This is a genomic window from Collinsella sp. LCP21S3_A3 (genome assembly GCF_052118905.1).
GTDB lineage: Bacteria > Actinomycetota > Coriobacteriia > Coriobacteriales > Coriobacteriaceae > Collinsella.
In genome coordinates, this window is record NZ_JBQKGH010000002.1 from 87,086 (window position 1) to 102,410 (window position 15,325).

The following is a 15,325-nucleotide window of genomic DNA, read 5'->3' on the forward strand; positions in this document are numbered from 1 at the left end:
CCGCAAAACGATTTGGTGTATTCATACAAAAAGCCCCGCGGCTCCGCAGACGATTTTGGTCTACAGGGCTGCGGGGCCGGTGTACTAGAGGCTCAGGGCCTTCTTGAGCGGTACGACGCGACGGCGCGAAACCGGTACGCGTTCGTCGACGCCCGTAATGCCCAGCTGGATAGCGCCCGAGGGAACCGTCTCGACGTCGGTAACACACGCCAAGTTAACGATATAGCGGCGGTGAACGCGGAAGAAGCCAAAATCACAGAGCTTGGCCTCGAACTGTGCCAGCGAGGTCGTCGACAAAAAACGGTCATCGACGGTATAGATACAGGAGTAATCGTCCTTGGCCATAATGAAGCGAATGTCGTCCACGGGGATGAGCACCTTGCGGCCGCCCTTCTCCACCGGGATGCGCTCGATGGTCACCTTGCTGTCCGCAACGGGCTTCGTGCGCTGCATGACCTTCTCGATTGCACGATCCAGGCGGGCTTCCTCTACCGGCTTCATCAGATAGTCGACGGCATCCACATCAAACGCCTCAACCGCATGATCGCTGTACGCGGTCACAAACACGATCGCCGGCGGATTCTTAAGCTTATGCAGCGCCTCGGCAAGTTGCAGACCCGAAGCGCCAGGCATCGAAATATCGAGGAACACGACATCAACGCGACTCTCCATAAGCATCTCGATGGCGGAGCGAACGCTCGACGCTTCTGTGATCGTGCCGATCTTGCCCGTCTGCTCGAGCAAGAAGCGAAGTTCCGAACGGGCCGGGGCCTCATCATCCACAATCATCGCACGCAGCATGGGGATAAAACCTTTCGTCAACAAACTACATCGGGCATACGCCAACCGGCGTTAAGCCCGTGACCAATTATTCTACTCTTGAATGTCGAAGATGCTCTCCGACAAATCGAGATGTAGGAGCACTTTAGCGCCCTTACCCGGCGCCGATTCGACGCGCGTATAGGAGTGCGGCCCATAAAAGCGATGAATGCGCTCCGAAATATTGTGCATGGCAACGCCGGCGCCGCCACCCTGCGGGGAGTTGGCGTCGGGACGGGCAGAGCGCTCGTCAAACAGTCTGGCAGCGATGCCCTCGTCCATGCCCACACCGTCATCGGCCACCGAAATCAAAATCGCATCGTCACCATCCCTGCGCACCGTCACGTCAATCTTCAGCGCACTGGCATCACCCATGCCGTGACGCACGGCGTTCTCGACAATCGGTTGGATCACAAATGCCGGAACCAGCGTGTCCTCGACGTCCTCGGACACGTCAAAGGTCGCCAGCACGCGATCCTCGCCAAAGCGCGCCTTCTCAAACGTCAGGTAGCGCTTGGTCTGTGCGACCTCGCGCGACACGGGAATGAGCGAGCCCGAATTGTCGAGCGTTGCGCGATAGAACGAGGAGAACTCGCGCAGCAGCTCGCGGGCGCGCAGCGGGTCGGTACGCGTAAACGATGCGATGGTGTTGAGCGTGTTGAACAGGAAGTGCGGGTTAATCTGCGCCTGCAGGGCACGCACCTCGGCACGGGCCGTGAGCTCCTTTTGCACCTCGAGCTCGTGAATGGCGAGCTGCGTGGACAGGATTTCGGCAAAACCCGAGGCGAGCGCATACTGGGTACGGTCAACGGCACGCGGGGTCTTGTAATAGAACTTGAGCGTGCCGACGGTGCGGTCGCCCACCTTGATGGGTGCGATGATGCCAGCGGGGACCTGGTTGTGTGAGCCATCCGAACCCACCACGTCCACCACACGGTTGAACGACTGGACGATACCGTGTTCGATGACGTAGCGCGTGACGAGCGTACGAATGGGAGAATTGGGCAGCAGCTTTTCCTCAAACTCGCCCGCGCAGGCCAGTACGTTGCTCTCGTCGGTAACGGCAACTGTCATGGCGCGTGTCTCGGGCAAAATGCGCTGGCACACCAGACGTGCTGACTCCTGCGTCAGACCGCCTTTAATGTCCTCGAGCATGGCCGAGGCCACCGAGAGCGTCTCCTCGGTGTACTGCGAGCGAACCGAATCGGGATTGAGCGTCAAAAAGAAAAAGATACACAGGAAGATGCATAGCAGCGTACAGGCGACCACGGTCGCGATTGGATCGATTCCAGTCGCCAGGGCAAAAACAAAGTACACCAGCACACAAATGGCGCAGGATACGGCAATGATGCGAAAGATTGACATTGAACTATCGCGCTGGGCGCGGCGGTCGATCATTCAGTCCCCTCCAGGATGCTGGTCAGCTGGGCGTCACGCCAGAGCCCATCCATAATCTTGGGCCAGAAGCTCTGGAAACGCAGGTAGCTTGCGGCGTTTTGGCGTGCGTAGGTCCTGGCCTCGTCAATACCGTGGCGCCAAATGCGTAGGTATCCCTCGTGCTCGCGGGTAAAAATGCTGCGGACCATGGCAGTCTTACGCACGCGATCGTCAAGCTCGCGCGAAATCCACGGGCCCGGATAGGGCATGAGAGACGCGGCTGTAACGGGAATGAGCTCTTTCTGATGCGCGGCAAACGTTAGCTTGGCACGTTCGTAGTACCAACGGTACACGTCCTGCATAAAGCGCGGCGAGCGTTTCTCGGACTCGGGCGGTAGATGGCGTACGGTCCACTCGTTATCAAACCATACGTCGTAGCCAAATATGCGCATATTAAAGAGGTAGTCCAGGTCCTCGCCACGAGTGATAAACGGGTCAAATGCCACGCGGGTAAAGGCGCGGGCATGGAGGGCCATAAGGCCGCCGCACACATAGTTTGAACGCGAAATACGGGTGCCCGAGAGCGCCTTTTTCATCCAGCGATTGAACTCAATACGCTTGGTCCACCAACGGTGGCAGATGCCCACCTTGTCCGTGGGGGCCAGCGGCGATCCTTCTCGATCGTAAAAGTAGCCGCTCTTAACCAAGATTGGCAGGCCCTGACGCGTCTGCTGCCCCAACGCGTAAGTCGCGCGTTTCATAAAGTCGGCATCGATGACAGTCTCGTCGTCATCCAAAAAGATGACGGCATCGTGACCCAGCACGGCGGCACAGGCAAGTCCCATATTGCGGATGGCGCCATAGCCGCGCAGGCTCACGCATTCTCCCGAACCCTTGGGCGCAATCTGCGCTACGCGGTCGGCGATACGCGATGCCTGGGTATTGGTGACTACGGTAACTTTGAGCGTAGGGTGCGCGTCGACGATTTCGCGTACGCGCTTCGACACATCCGCCGTGGCCGAGATGGGACAGACCACCAAAAGGATGATTCGCGGAATATCGCGTACCTGCTCGAGCGAAGCAAGACAGCGATCGAGCTCGGGATTGGCGGCGTTGAGCTTCGTCGAGTGGTCATAGACACCGGGAGCGTTTGCATGGGCATCATCGCCCGCCCAATATGTTGGAATCACAACCGTGGCGTTCATGCCTTCCCTCCCTGCAACACAAAAACGAGGCGCCGCCAAACACAGGCGACGCCCCGCGACCTAGCTGATTCCATCATACCCACTTGGGCAAATCATTGCTCGCAAGTCGCAATGTTTATTGCGGATAACCCCAAAAGAGTACCGCGGACAGGCACAATATCCGCTCGCTCCTATGCGGCATGCTCTGCCGCTCGAGTCATGCGAGACAGGCGGGCCAGCAGCATAAAGCCAACGATCAGCAGCACAGCAATGGAAAGAACGCCCAGCGACGGGTTGCCGGTCAGCGAGGTGACGACCGACACCAGAAAGGTGCCCATAACGCTTGCATAGCGCCCAAAGATGTCAAAGAAGCCGTAGTACTCGTTGGACTTTTCCTTGGGGATGATGCGGCCAAAGTAGCTACGGCTGAGTGCCTGCACGCCACCCTGGAACAGGCCGACCATAATGGCAAGCACCCAGAATTCAAAGGCGGTCTTGAGGAAAAACGCGGCGAACAGCACAATGCCCATGTAGGCGGCGACCGCCACCAGGATCATGTTGAGCGTGCCCACGCGTCCGGCGAGCTTGCCGTAGATGATGGCGGACGGAAAGGCCACGAACTGTGTAACGAGCAGGGCCAGTACCAGCTGGGTCGAGTCGATGCCCAGAGCCGAACCGTAGCTGGTTGCCATGGAAATGACCGTGTGTACACCGTCGATGTAGAAGAAGAACGCGATCATGTAGACCAGCACGGTCTTGTTGTGGGCGATCTCGCGCATGGTGTGTACGACCTCGGAGAACACGCCGCCCACGATGTGGCCGATGGTGTCCTCGGGACCGCGCTCACGACCGTACTTTTGCTTATAGGTGCGAATGAGCGGCAGGGTAAAGATGAGCCACCAGGCACCAGTGATGACAAACGACAGACGCGTTGCCAGCATGGTGGGGACGCCAAGAGCGGGACCACCCATGATGAGCGCCAGGCAGATGATGAACGGCACGGTGGAACCGATGTAGCCCCAGGCATAGCCCGAGCTGGACACGGCGTCCATGCGCTCGTCAGTGGTAATGTCGGGCAGCATGGCGTCATAGAACGTCATAGAAGAGTTAAGGCCGATGGTGCACAGCACGTACACGGCCAAAAATGCCATGGCGGACATTGGGATAGCCTGCGCCAGGCAAAGCACCAAGCCCGTGAGGAAGAAGCCCAAGAAAAACTTGATCTTGTTGCCGGCGTAATCGGCAAGCGCGCCCAGAATGGGCATGAGCATGGCAATGACCAGCGAGGCAATCGTCTGCGCGCTACCCCAAGCGACCACCAGGTCGGCCGAGGAAGCACCGGTATTGATGGCGTTAAAGTAGATGGGCACCACCGAAGTGTTGAGCAACACGAGGGCCGAATTGCCCACATCGTACATAACCCAGTTACGCTCGAGCTTGGTGTATTTCATGGACAGGGACCCTTCGTGTTCGCCCGATATGCAGCTAGTTCATCGTACCCCAATTGTCCAGAACCGCCGGTAAGGATTCGGCAAAGGGGGCACGCACGGGCCCTATTCCTCGCGGTCGAACTCTTCGTCAGCGCCGAGCACGCGACCGCTGTAATTGACGTGGTTGGTCACGGCCTCCATATCGCCGGTCTCGATAAAGCGGGTGACCGTGCACTCGTAATCGACCAGCGCGCGGTCAAAGACCTCGGGGAAGCTCTCGTTCGAGACCTCATCGGTAAAGGGATTCTTCCACGTCAGATGGCCCAGATTGCCGGTGCGCTCGGGCGGCTCGGTCGTCACGCGGTGAGCAAGGCCATCGAGCAGGGAGTAGTCGTGCACCAAGCCCTCAACCAGCGAGATCGCGCGCGTCTTTGCGGAGCCGGCCGGCTCAATCGCGCGGTAAAGTCGCTGCATGTCGGCAACGGCGGCACCGTACTCCCCCGCTGGGATATCGATACCGTACACACGCCCGGCAACATAGCTCATCAGCACGCCGGCCACACGATTGATGCGGTCGGTGGTGACGATCTCGCCCGCCGGCGGATAGTCCTCGACCGTGGCCCCATCGCGCTTGAGCTGCAGCATCAACACGTCCAGGTCACTTTCGAGCACCGCATGGACCTGGCTGCCCGAATCCCCCAGCTCGGGATCGGACTCGACAATGCCAAACTGCTGCTCGTAGACAAAGGGGTGGGCATTACGGTCGAGCACGTAGTGCGACAGCAGGCCCAGCGCAAAGGCGCGGCCCAAGTTGGCATCGCGCGGGAGCAGATGGGACACGCCGTCGCGCAGGCACGAGAACTGGCGCGACATGCGCGAGCGATGCATGGCCTGCGCCAGCAGCGTGCAGTCGGAAACGCGCGGCGTCAGGATGTGGAAGAAAAACGGGTCGGGACCCTGGTTGCCCAGGATAAAGGCAATGCGTTCCTCGTCGGACGTAATGACGCCCTGCGGCAGACGATCGATGCTTTCCTCGCCAAACAGATGATGCGTAATAAGCGCAGGCATAATGATCCTTTCGATTTCATTCGATGTCACCCATTATGCCCACCGCGCGCCCATGCCAAACCTGCGTCGGCAAACGATGGCATGCGGACCGTCTACACAAGCCCCAGGCGCGCCTTAACCTCGGCAGCGCGACGACGGGACACGGGCACCGTCGAGGTTACGCGATCGAGCCTGAGTTCCATAAGACCCGTAGAACCGATCTCGACATTGTGCACGTCTTCCAAATTGACCAGATAGCTGCGGTGGACACGGATAAAGCCCTCGGAGGCCAGGCGCCGCTCGAGCGATGAAATCGACTCATTGATCAGATATGTTCCCTCGGCGCAGACGGCGTTGCAAAAATCGGCGCGCGCCTCAAAGTAGCAGACATCCGCCACGGGAATGAACACCTTTTTACCCCCACGATCCACCGTCAGGCGCAAAGGCTGGCGCGGAGCATGGACGACACGGCGAGCGCCCAGGGCGGTCTCGATCTTATCGAGCGCCTTTGACAGGCGAGCATCCTCGACCGGCTTTACGATGTAATCGACGGCATCGAGGTTATAGGCATCGGCCGCATACTCGGCAAATGCCGTCACAAACACCACGACCGGCGGTGTCTTTAAGTTCTGAAGCGTCTCGGCAAGCTCAATTCCCGAGCGACCGGGCATGGTAATGTCTAAAAACAGCACGTCGGGCTTGTTCGACAGAATCGATTCCACGGCTTCGGTGACATTGCCCGCCTCGGCAATCTGGCCCACACGCGCATCCTTTTCCAACAGATAACGTAGCTCAGCCCTAATTGGAGGCTCGTCATCAACCACCAAGATGTTCCAGCCTTCGGACATATGCGCTTCCCCTCTTTTTTCTCTCAATCCAACCGCGCGCTACACCGTTAGCGGCGCCGGCTCATGCGGCTCGCCGTTCAACTCAACGATGACCTGCGTTCCCACGCCCTCCTGGGACTTCACGCGCATGCCGGAATCTTCTCCGTAAAAGAAATGGATGCGCTGAAGCACGTTGAAGAGCGCCAGGCCGCAACCTCGCTTGACGGAGCCGTCGGCGGTAATGCTTTCGGGCTCCTCTCGGCGATGCTGCTCAAACAGATGCGCGCAGACTTCTTCGCTCATACCGATGCCGTCATCTTCGACGATGATCTCCAAGCCGTCATCGGTCTCAAAAGCCCTAACACGAATGGAAAGCGGCTCGGTCTCGCGCTGCGCATGCTTGATGCAGTTTTCGAGCAGCGGCTGCAAGATAAACGGCGGCACCAGGCTGTCGCGCACCTCAAAGTCGATGTCGACCGAAACGCGCAGACGGCCGTCGCCATACCGGGCCTGCATAAGATTGATATAACGGGTGCCCTGCTCCACCTCGTGCTCGAGCGTGGTGAGCGTATCGGAGTCAGAAAGCGTCTGACGATAGTAGTTGGAAAAGTCGATCAGCAGCGATCGCGCCTTGTCGGGCTCGGTTCGAACGAGCGAAACGATCGTGCTAATGGTATTGAATAGAAAATGCGGATCGACCTGCGACTGCAGAGCGCGGAGCTCAACGCGGGCCGTGAGCTCATCCTGGCGCTCGAGCTCAAAGCTGGCGAGCTGCGTGGAAATGAGATCGGCGAAACCCGAGGCAAGCGCCGTCTGGCGCATATCGATGCTGCTCAGGCGGGGGTAATACAGCTCGAGTGTGCCCACGCAATGACCACGCACGCTAAGCGGCGCGACAATACCGGCACGCAGACGGGGAAAATAGCCGCCCGTCTCATTGGAGGCATCACGCGAAAACACGCTCTGCTCGCCCGTCTCAATCACGTTGAGCGTGGTCTTGAGCACTACCGGGGTTCCGGCAGGGCACTTTGCCGAGTCCTCGCCCCAGCTTGCCAGCACCTGCCTGCCGTCAGTAAAGCAGATGGCAGAAGCGATGGTCTCGGACAGGATGATTTTAGAGGCACCCAGGGCCGCTTCGGGCGTAAGGCCGCGCGACGTGTAGGCAAATATTTTTGATGCGATGGCGAGCGTGCGGTCGGTTGCGCTCGATGTGAGGTCATCGGGGACCACAAAGACATACGAGAAGAAGAAGCACAGCATGACCAGGCCGGCAATAACGACAACGCCTGGAACGGGATTGGGATTATCGGTTAAATCCCAGATAAGCAGCAAGATAAGCGCCGGAACGACAACACCGAGTAGGATGGCCTGGACCACATGCTGGGCCGTACGAAAGACCTTGGTAGAGTTGTAACTCTTGCCCAGAATCAGCCTATTGAGATCCACCGTCATCCCCTCTTGTCCGTAGTACCGATAGCAATAAAGAGGGCCGCAAGCGACCCTCTCCATTGCATTATGCAATCAAAAACTGTGTTTTACATCCAGCCATCGACTAACGGTAGCTTAGGCGCTGTACTTGTTTGGCTCGCCGAAGGTGCCGGCCTCGACAATCCAGCCGTCCTTCATGATGACGTCCATGTTGTCGGTGTTGAGCACGTGGATGTCGGCGGCGACGTCACCGTTGACGACCAGCAGGTCGGCGCACTTGCCGGCCTCGATGGAACCGGTCTCGTCCTCGATGTGGCACATCTTGGCACCGTTGAGGGTGGCGCAGGTGATGGTCTCGACCGGGGTGAAGCCGATCTTGTCGACGAACTCGTACATCTCCTCGATGGAGCAGGTGCCGTACGGGGTGACGAAGGAGAAGGAGTCAGAGCCGATCGTCATGACGACGCCGCGCTTCTTGGCCTCGCGCAGGCAGTCATAGTTGCGCTGTAGCTCCTTCTCGACCAGGGTACCCTCGTACTTGTCGTGCAGCTCGGGGACGTAGACGGGAGGATAGGTGGCGTACCAGGTGGGCAGGAAGGCGATCGTCGGGGTGAAGAAGGTGCCCTGTTCGGCCATGAGGTCCATGGTGCGCTCATCGATATCGAAGCCGTGAATCAGCTGCTCGCAGCCAAAGCGAACGGAATCGTAGGCGGCGGCGTGGTTGTTGTAGCAGTGGCTCCACACGGGGATACCGACCATCTTGGCCTCTTCGACCACGGCCTGGATCTCCTCGGAGCAATAGTGCTGGTCGCGACCGGAGTCCCAGCGCCAGATGCCGCCACCGGTAGCCCAGATCTTGATGGCATCGGGGTTCTCGCGCAGGCGACGACGGACGGCCTTGCGCAGATCCCAAGGACCGTCGACCTGGTCGCCCCAGGGATGGGATTCCTTGTTGAGCTCCTGGGTGCAGTGGTGGGAGTCACCGTGACCGGCAACACGGCAGAAGCCGAGGCCGGTGGCCAGAACGCGCGGACCCTTAAAGACGCCCTTGTCGATGCAGTCGCGAATCTGGATACCAAAGCGGCCGATCTCGCAGACGGTAGTGAGGCCGTGGGTGAGGCAGTCGTAGGCCTGCTTGACGGCGACGGCCTGCTTCTCGAGGAGCGGCTGCATGACCCAATCGGTGTCATCGTCGGTCAGGTTGCCCGAGAAGTGCAGGTGGGTGTCGATCAGGCCGGGAAGGACAGTCTTGCCGGCGGCGTCGATAACCTCAACGCCCTCGGGAAGGTCCTGCATAACACCGGCGTACTCGATCTTGCCGTTGTCGTCGACGAGAACGAGGGAGTTCTCGACCGGCTCGGCACCGGTACCGTCGATGAGCTTGCCGCCAACGATTGCATACTTAGTGGACATGGTTCCTCCTTATGGATCCATATAGTGGGTGAGGCCGTGTTGGGTTAAGGCCTCACAAAGCTACCCAAGTGATGCCGGGTTCGGTACGCGGGAGAGAGGGCACCGCGCACCCAATCCGCCCCGGCTCGGCGTTACTTTTTACGGGAATTGGTGAAAGCCATGAGAGCCAGGCCAATAGCCAACCAGCCGATCACGATGCTCCACTCCACCATGTTGAGGGAGGCGGGAGAGAACGGAATCACGAGCAGGCCGATGATGATGGCGCAGGCAGCGACGGCGAGGCAGATGCCAAACTTGCCGCCGGGCACCTCGTAGGGACGAGGTAGGTCGGGCTCGGTGAAGCGCATGCGCAGGCAGGCAAGAGCGACCATGCCGCAAGAGAAGATGAAGGCGAGAGCCGACACATTGGTCAGAGGGATGAGCATGTTCTTGCCCAGGAACGGACCGACGACGGTGATGATGGCCAGAACGACGCAGGCGAGCTTGGGAGCGCCGGAATTGGGATCGACCTCGGCAAACTTCTCGGGCAGCTGGCCCTTGCGGCCCATGGCGAGCATAATGCGGCTCGTGGCGCCGTAGAAGGAGTTCATCGGGCCCATGGGTCCAAGCGTGGCGATGACGAGCATGGCCAGGTACAGGAGCATGTTGATGCCCTTAAGACAGGCAAGCGCGGGAACGGGGCTCTTAACAAACTCATGCCAGTCAAGGATAGTGCCGAACGAGTAAATGCAGACCATGTAGAAGCCGCCGGCGGCCAGCAGGGCCAGGGAGATGATCTTGCCGAACTTGTTCCAGTTAAGGCCCTCGGCTGCTTCCTCAGCCTGCTGAGGAATGGTGTCGAAACCGGCGTAGAAGAACGGGGTCAGAACCAGGACCGACACGATACCGGCGAACAGGCTGGTGCCCTCGGTGGCGGCCTTACCGCCGCCAGCACCGGCGACCTGGGAGAACACAGGCATGGCGTTGTTCGGCGAGCCGGTGAACAGCGAGACGCCCATGGCGAGTAGCATGCCGCAGAGCAGGGCCTTGGTCAGGAAGGCTTGGAGCTTGGCGGCCGAGCTGGCACCGCGGAAATTGAGGAAGATGACGTAGACTGCAAAGCCGAGCGCGATCAGCGTCGGGAACAGGTAAACGTCGGCGCCCAGGATGGTGTAGAGCTTGATGGCGCGCAGCCACTCAAGACCGGGCAGGCTACCGAACATCTCGGACACGAGAGTCGAAATGGCAATGGCCTCCCACGGGCACAGGATGCCGTTGCCCAGGGCCAGGAGCCAACCGGTGATGTAGCTCAGTGTACGGCCAAAGCTACGATCGACATACTCGACGATGCCGCCCGAGATGGGGATAGCAGCCGTAAGCTCACCGAAAACAGCTCCGACGGGCACGAGGAAGATTGCACCCAAGAGGAATGCAATCATAGCGGGAACGGGACCGCCGCCCACGACCATCCAGTCGCCGACCTGCAGAACCCAACCGGTACCGATGATGGCACCGAAACCGATGGTGAAGAAGTTCCAGAGCGAAAGCGTTTTCTTCATGCCGCCGGTATCCTCGACTGCAACTTCTGCGTTCTTGTCCGCCATTGTTCCCCTCCTTTCCTTTCTGACGCCCCTTGGCGTCACCCCTTGCACGGCCTGTTTTGCCGCGCACTTTTTATTTCATGGCTTTAAGATACGGCCTTGGCACAGCAACGCCACTCGTAGCTCGACCGAAGGCAGAACTGCAAAACGAGCGGCGCCGTTTTTGGGACGAACGGCGAGGGGCGCCACTCGGTGCGGGCGTCCGTTTTGATGACGCGACCCAATCGCTCGCGGAGGGCGTCGCTTTATGACGCCAGGCTCGCTCCCGTCCATGCCGCTTACCGAGGTTTTGGTGTATGTCCTCATTTGCTGCACGTCTTTTTTGTAGGATGGACGGGTTATACATGAGACGAGGCGGTGCAAATGGCATACGAATACAACGGCGGCGAACGACAGCGAAACGTTCGCCTTGCCGGGCGTACCACGCCAGCATCCAGGAGTGTTTCTGACAACGACGGGCCGCAGCGTCCGCAGGATCGCCCCTCGTCGTCTATGCCGCAGAATACCAGCACGCGTCAGGCGGGTCGCCCATGCTCGGGCACCCGTCAACGCCGGGCCGAAGTGCCTCGGCGGCAGAAAATCGATCGGCGAAAGTCTGACAATCACATCAGCCGTTTCTTTTCGAAGCCCCGCGGCGGACGCGGCGCAAAGCAGCCACGGCCGCTGGGACGCGGCCGGGCCGCCAATCCGCAGATTCATCGTCTCTGTCTTGCCCTGTGCTCCATCATGGCATGTCTGGCATTTGTGTATCTGGGGTCGTGTGCCTCGCATGGCTCTGCCGGCCTAGAGCCCACCGCCGAGGAAAAGCTCCTCAAAGCCCCAGTCGCACCCGGCTACTCGTTTGCTTTTTCGACCCAACGTTCGCAGTGGAGCGCCGGCACCATGCCGCATATCTACCAGATCGACCCCGCATGGTCGGAGCTGCCCTACGCCGGCGGAACTATCCGCCAAAACGGCTGCGGACCCACCTGCCTCACCATGATCTACATCTTTAAAACGGGGCGCACCGATATGACACCGGTCGATATGTGCGCCCTTTCCGAGGCGGGCAACTATGCCCCCACCGGTGCCACCGAGTGGTCGTTTATGACGAGCGGCGCCGCGCAGCTGGGGCTTAACGGGACGCAGCTCTACAACGACCGAGACTCGATGGCCCAGGTCTTGCGCTCGGGTGCTCCCGTAATCGCCGTCGTGCGTCCCGGCACGTTTACCAACGTGGGTCATTACATCGTGCTCTACGGCATTGACGACGCCGACCAAATCGGTGTCTACGATCCCAATTCGCCCAGCCGTAGCGCCCGCCGTTGGGGCATCGTAGAAGTCCTCAACGAAATCGAAGCCATGTGGGCCTACTACTAGTCATTGGGGACAGACTTAAATGGCCAATACTAGTCATTGGGGACAGACTTAAATGACCAGCCATTAAATGACTAGCCACTGGGGACGTCTTTGCAGACGACCGCTCGCGCTGCCGAAAAGGACTGTCCCAAGATGCCGGCAGAAAAGGAACGTCCCCAAGTGCCGGGTTTTCGCGGTCTTCAGCGCTTCTCATGAACAGTCACCTCAATAGCAAAAGCCCCGCAGTCGGAGCGGACTGCGGGGCTCATGAAGAGAGGCTAGTTTGTGGGCGCTTTGCCTGGCGCCCACAAGAGAGGCAACAGAGTAGAGACTACTCGTGGATGCGGGTACCGGAGAGGCCGGCCATGGTCTCGGCGGCCTTGTCCAGGGCGCCGATAATGCAGGTGCGGCCCTTGCGGGAACGGGCGAACTTGATGGCAGCACGGACCTTGGGCTCCATGGAACCCTTACCGAACTGGCCCTCGTCGGCCAGGCGCTCGGCCTCGTCGGCGGTGAGGTCCTCGAGCTCCTCCTGGTTGGGCTTGCCAAAGTTGATGGCGACATGCTCAACGGCGGTCAGCAGGAACAGAACGTCGGCGTCGCAGTCCTCGGCCAGCAGCTCGCCGCCCAGGTCCTTGTCGATGACGGCGGGAACGCCCTTGTAGCAACCCTTGTTCTCGTAGTCGCGGACGACGGGAATGCCGCCGCCACCGCAGGCGATGACGATGAACTCGTTGTCGAGCAGGTTGAGGATGGAGTCGGCCTCGACGATCTTCTTGGGATCGGGGGAGGCGACGACGCGGCGCCAGCCGCGGCCGGAATCCTCGACGAAGACCTTGGAGGGATCCTCGGCCATGAACTCCTTGGCCTGCTCCTCGGTGTAGAAGGGGCCGATCGGCTTGGTCGGGTTCTTGAACGCGGGATCGTCGGGATCGCACTCGATCTGGGTGACGACGGTGGCGGCGTGCCAACGCTTATAGCGCTTGTGCATCTCGCGGCCGATGCCCTGCTGCAGGTGATAACCAATGTAGCCCTGGGACATGGCGCCGCACTCGGGCAGCGGCATCTCGGGGGTGCCGATGGCGTCGTGGGCGGCGGCGAAGGCATTCTGGATCATGCCGACCTGCGGGCCGTTGCCGTGGGTGATGATGATCTCGTTACCCTGCTCGATGAGACCAAGGAGTGCGTGGGCAGTGTTGCTCACGGCCTCGATCTGCTCGACGGGGTTGTTGCCGAGGGCGTTGCCGCCAAGGGCGACGACAATACGATCGGGCTTGCCAAGAGGCTTAGACATTGCTGGAATCCTTTCTGTAAAAGGCCTACATCCCATTAATAACCCACGTCCGTGCAATACGCGAGTTTATTAAGGTTTATATTCTCTTTATCGCTCATTTTATTCATTTTGAAAACAGTTGAACGGTGAACGGTCGTTTTTACCCGTTCAGCGTAAAAATGCCCAGCTCAAGCATATCTAAGCTATTTACGTGCGACTTTATTTTGATAGAGCAGGGATTAGACCAGATTATGCAAACTATATCTTTGCTAAACACAAAACAGACAGCGCAATATCTTACTCACACTATACGAGATTCTATACATTTTTAAGACGAGTATGCAGCCCTGCAATAACATAGCGTTTTTCATCCAACTTAGGGAATAGACGAGCACCTTTACCGCGCGTCGGCCGGCAGCCGGCGAGCCGTCTCGTCGATTGCCGCTTCCAGAAATTCAAAAACTGATATTGCGCGCGCAATTACGGCATGGTACTTTAGCGAAGAACAGCGCGGGCTGGGGCGACAGAGATCTGTCGTGAAGTTTGGGTTCGGCGACCCCGCTGCTGTCTTCTCCTTATCCGCCAGCGAACCCCTTGAGCGACGGATTGAGGAGGTCCTTACTATGACAAAAATGCTCAAGATCACGCTGAATGGCGAGACGTTTCTCGCCGACATGCTCTGGGACAAGGCTCCCGAGGCGTGCAAGCTGTTCGAATCGTCCTGTCCGGTCGAGTCACGTATCTTTTCGGCCAAGATCTGCGATGCCGAGGTAACCTATCCCGTATCGGGCCCCATCGCCAATTACGAGCACATCGAGAACCCCGTCTTTCACGAGCCAGCGGGCGCCGTGAGCTGGTATGGCGGCTGGTCGTCAATTTGCATCTTCTTTGACGTGTGCGAGCCCTTTGGCACCTGCAACATGTTCGCCCGCATCTGCGAAGCCGACCGCGAGCGCTTTGCCGCCGCCTGCCGCAATGTCTGGGACAACCAGGGCATGTACATTAAAAACGAAATCGTCGAGATCGAAACGGAGGCCTAAAGATGATGGATATCAACACCCTGCTCGCACTCGACCTTGCCGAGTACACCACTGCACTTGAGGCCCTCGCCGACCAAATGATGCTCGAGGAACCCCGCGATATTGACTACATGCGCCGCCGCAAGCTCGACACAGGCCGCGAATTCGCCGTCTGGAACTTCACCGTCGGCTACTGTATGAACGCCGCCGATGCCCTCTCCCTCTTGCGTGCCCAGGCCAACGAAAACGCCAACGACGGCACCGCCGACCTCGCAACAATCAACAACAGTGCCGCGCGCCTGTGCGACTGGTTCTCGGGCGCCTTCGACGTCACCGGCAAAATGGACGACACGACGGCAATCCTCGCCCACAGCCGCGACCTCTACGCCCAGGTAGAGACTCACGAACAGTTCGCGGCCCTCACCCGCGCCACCGAGCGCTATCTGGTCCAGCTCCAATTTTGGGTCGACCGCCAGATTCCCTGGCCGGCTATTAGCGACCTCGTCCACGGCTACCGCCTACGCACAGAGAGCGGCGAGACAAGGTAAACCGACCAGGAAGGCCAACAAAGTCCCATCGCGGAACCAAAA

13 protein-coding genes are annotated in these 15,325 nt (G+C 59.3%); 3 read left to right on the plus strand and 10 right to left on the minus strand.

Annotation, left to right across the window (positions count from 1 at the left end):
* Positions 1 to 84: 84 nt before the first annotated feature.
* From ACTQ0H_RS01610 to ACTQ0H_RS01650, 9 genes are all read right to left on the minus strand, one after another.
* Positions 85 to 801: a LytR/AlgR family response regulator transcription factor gene (locus ACTQ0H_RS01610; RefSeq protein WP_154518646.1), complete on the minus strand. Its 717-nt coding sequence runs from the start codon at positions 799 to 801 to the stop codon at positions 85 to 87.
* A gap of 72 nt (positions 802 to 873) precedes the next feature.
* A complete protein-coding gene (locus tag ACTQ0H_RS01615; RefSeq protein WP_441537688.1) occupies positions 874 to 2,217 on the minus strand; it encodes a histidine kinase in 1,344 nt (447 codons plus the stop codon).
* The gene (locus ACTQ0H_RS01620) at positions 2,214 to 3,401 is read right to left on the minus strand and encodes a glycosyltransferase (protein ID WP_441537689.1); all 1,188 of its coding nucleotides are present in this window, start codon (positions 3,399 to 3,401) and stop codon (positions 2,214 to 2,216) included. Before ACTQ0H_RS01620 ends, ACTQ0H_RS01615 begins: the two co-directional genes overlap by 4 nt.
* A 170-nt stretch (positions 3,402 to 3,571) precedes the next feature.
* Entirely contained in the window at positions 3,572 to 4,831 is a 1,260-nt protein-coding gene (locus ACTQ0H_RS01625; protein ID WP_427795252.1) for an MFS transporter, read from the minus strand.
* Between the two features lie 102 nt (positions 4,832 to 4,933).
* Positions 4,934 to 5,878: a zinc dependent phospholipase C family protein gene (locus tag ACTQ0H_RS01630; RefSeq protein WP_441054625.1), complete on the minus strand. Its 945-nt coding sequence runs from the start codon at positions 5,876 to 5,878 to the stop codon at positions 4,934 to 4,936.
* Positions 5,879 to 5,970: 92 nt separating this feature from the next.
* Positions 5,971 to 6,705: a LytR/AlgR family response regulator transcription factor gene (locus ACTQ0H_RS01635; protein ID WP_154518631.1), complete on the minus strand. Its 735-nt coding sequence runs from the start codon at positions 6,703 to 6,705 to the stop codon at positions 5,971 to 5,973.
* Positions 6,706 to 6,744: 39 nt separating this feature from the next.
* Positions 6,745 to 8,130 carry a sensor histidine kinase gene (locus ACTQ0H_RS01640; RefSeq protein ID WP_427728891.1) on the minus strand — a complete coding sequence of 462 codons (1,386 nt, stop codon included), beginning with the start codon at positions 8,128 to 8,130 and terminating at the stop codon, positions 6,745 to 6,747.
* 117 nt (positions 8,131 to 8,247) lie between these two features.
* A complete protein-coding gene (locus ACTQ0H_RS01645; RefSeq protein ID WP_154518625.1) occupies positions 8,248 to 9,525 on the minus strand; it encodes a metal-dependent hydrolase family protein in 1,278 nt (425 codons plus the stop codon).
* A gap of 131 nt (positions 9,526 to 9,656) precedes the next feature.
* Positions 9,657 to 11,108, minus strand: a complete 1,452-nt coding sequence (locus tag ACTQ0H_RS01650; RefSeq protein WP_154518622.1) for an APC family permease — start codon at positions 11,106 to 11,108, stop codon at positions 9,657 to 9,659.
* Between the two features lie 723 nt (positions 11,109 to 11,831).
* Here ACTQ0H_RS01650 and ACTQ0H_RS01655 point away from each other — a divergent pair.
* A complete protein-coding gene (locus ACTQ0H_RS01655; RefSeq protein ID WP_441537690.1) occupies positions 11,832 to 12,464 on the plus strand; it encodes a C39 family peptidase in 633 nt (210 codons plus the stop codon).
* 310 nt (positions 12,465 to 12,774) lie between these two features.
* Here the strand turns inward: ACTQ0H_RS01655 and arcC are convergent, their stop codons facing one another.
* Entirely contained in the window at positions 12,775 to 13,737 is a 963-nt protein-coding gene (gene arcC / locus ACTQ0H_RS01660; protein WP_006235166.1) for a carbamate kinase, read from the minus strand.
* A 602-nt stretch (positions 13,738 to 14,339) separates the two neighbouring features.
* Between arcC and ACTQ0H_RS01665 the strand changes: the two genes are divergently transcribed.
* Positions 14,340 to 14,756, plus strand: a complete 417-nt coding sequence (locus ACTQ0H_RS01665; RefSeq protein ID WP_154518619.1) for a DUF3830 family protein — start codon at positions 14,340 to 14,342, stop codon at positions 14,754 to 14,756.
* Positions 14,757 to 14,758: 2 nt separating this feature from the next.
* Positions 14,759 to 15,283: a hypothetical protein gene (locus ACTQ0H_RS01670; protein WP_368138240.1), complete on the plus strand. Its 525-nt coding sequence runs from the start codon at positions 14,759 to 14,761 to the stop codon at positions 15,281 to 15,283.
* Positions 15,284 to 15,325 lie beyond the last annotated feature (42 nt).

Coding starts and splice junctions, on each gene's coding strand:
- ACTQ0H_RS01610 (WP_154518646.1), bottom strand. CDS start 801: ATGCTGCGTGCGATGATTGTGGATGATGAGGCCCCGGCCCGTTCGGAA.
- ACTQ0H_RS01615 (WP_441537688.1), bottom strand. CDS start 2,217: ATGATCGACCGCCGCGCCCAGCGCGATAGTTCAATGTCAATCTTTCGC.
- ACTQ0H_RS01620 (WP_441537689.1), bottom strand. CDS start 3,401: ATGAACGCCACGGTTGTGATTCCAACATATTGGGCGGGCGATGATGCC.
- ACTQ0H_RS01625 (WP_427795252.1), bottom strand. CDS start 4,831: ATGAAATACACCAAGCTCGAGCGTAACTGGGTTATGTACGATGTGGGC.
- ACTQ0H_RS01630 (WP_441054625.1), bottom strand. CDS start 5,878: ATGCCTGCGCTTATTACGCATCATCTGTTTGGCGAGGAAAGCATCGAT.
- ACTQ0H_RS01635 (WP_154518631.1), bottom strand. CDS start 6,705: ATGTCCGAAGGCTGGAACATCTTGGTGGTTGATGACGAGCCTCCAATT.
- ACTQ0H_RS01645 (WP_154518625.1), bottom strand. CDS start 9,525: ATGTCCACTAAGTATGCAATCGTTGGCGGCAAGCTCATCGACGGTACC.
- ACTQ0H_RS01650 (WP_154518622.1), bottom strand. CDS start 11,108: ATGGCGGACAAGAACGCAGAAGTTGCAGTCGAGGATACCGGCGGCATG.
- ACTQ0H_RS01655 (WP_441537690.1), top strand. CDS start 11,832: ATGGCATGTCTGGCATTTGTGTATCTGGGGTCGTGTGCCTCGCATGGC.
- arcC (WP_006235166.1), bottom strand. CDS start 13,737: ATGTCTAAGCCTCTTGGCAAGCCCGATCGTATTGTCGTCGCCCTTGGC.
- ACTQ0H_RS01665 (WP_154518619.1), top strand. CDS start 14,340: ATGACAAAAATGCTCAAGATCACGCTGAATGGCGAGACGTTTCTCGCC.
- ACTQ0H_RS01670 (WP_368138240.1), top strand. CDS start 14,759: ATGATGGATATCAACACCCTGCTCGCACTCGACCTTGCCGAGTACACC.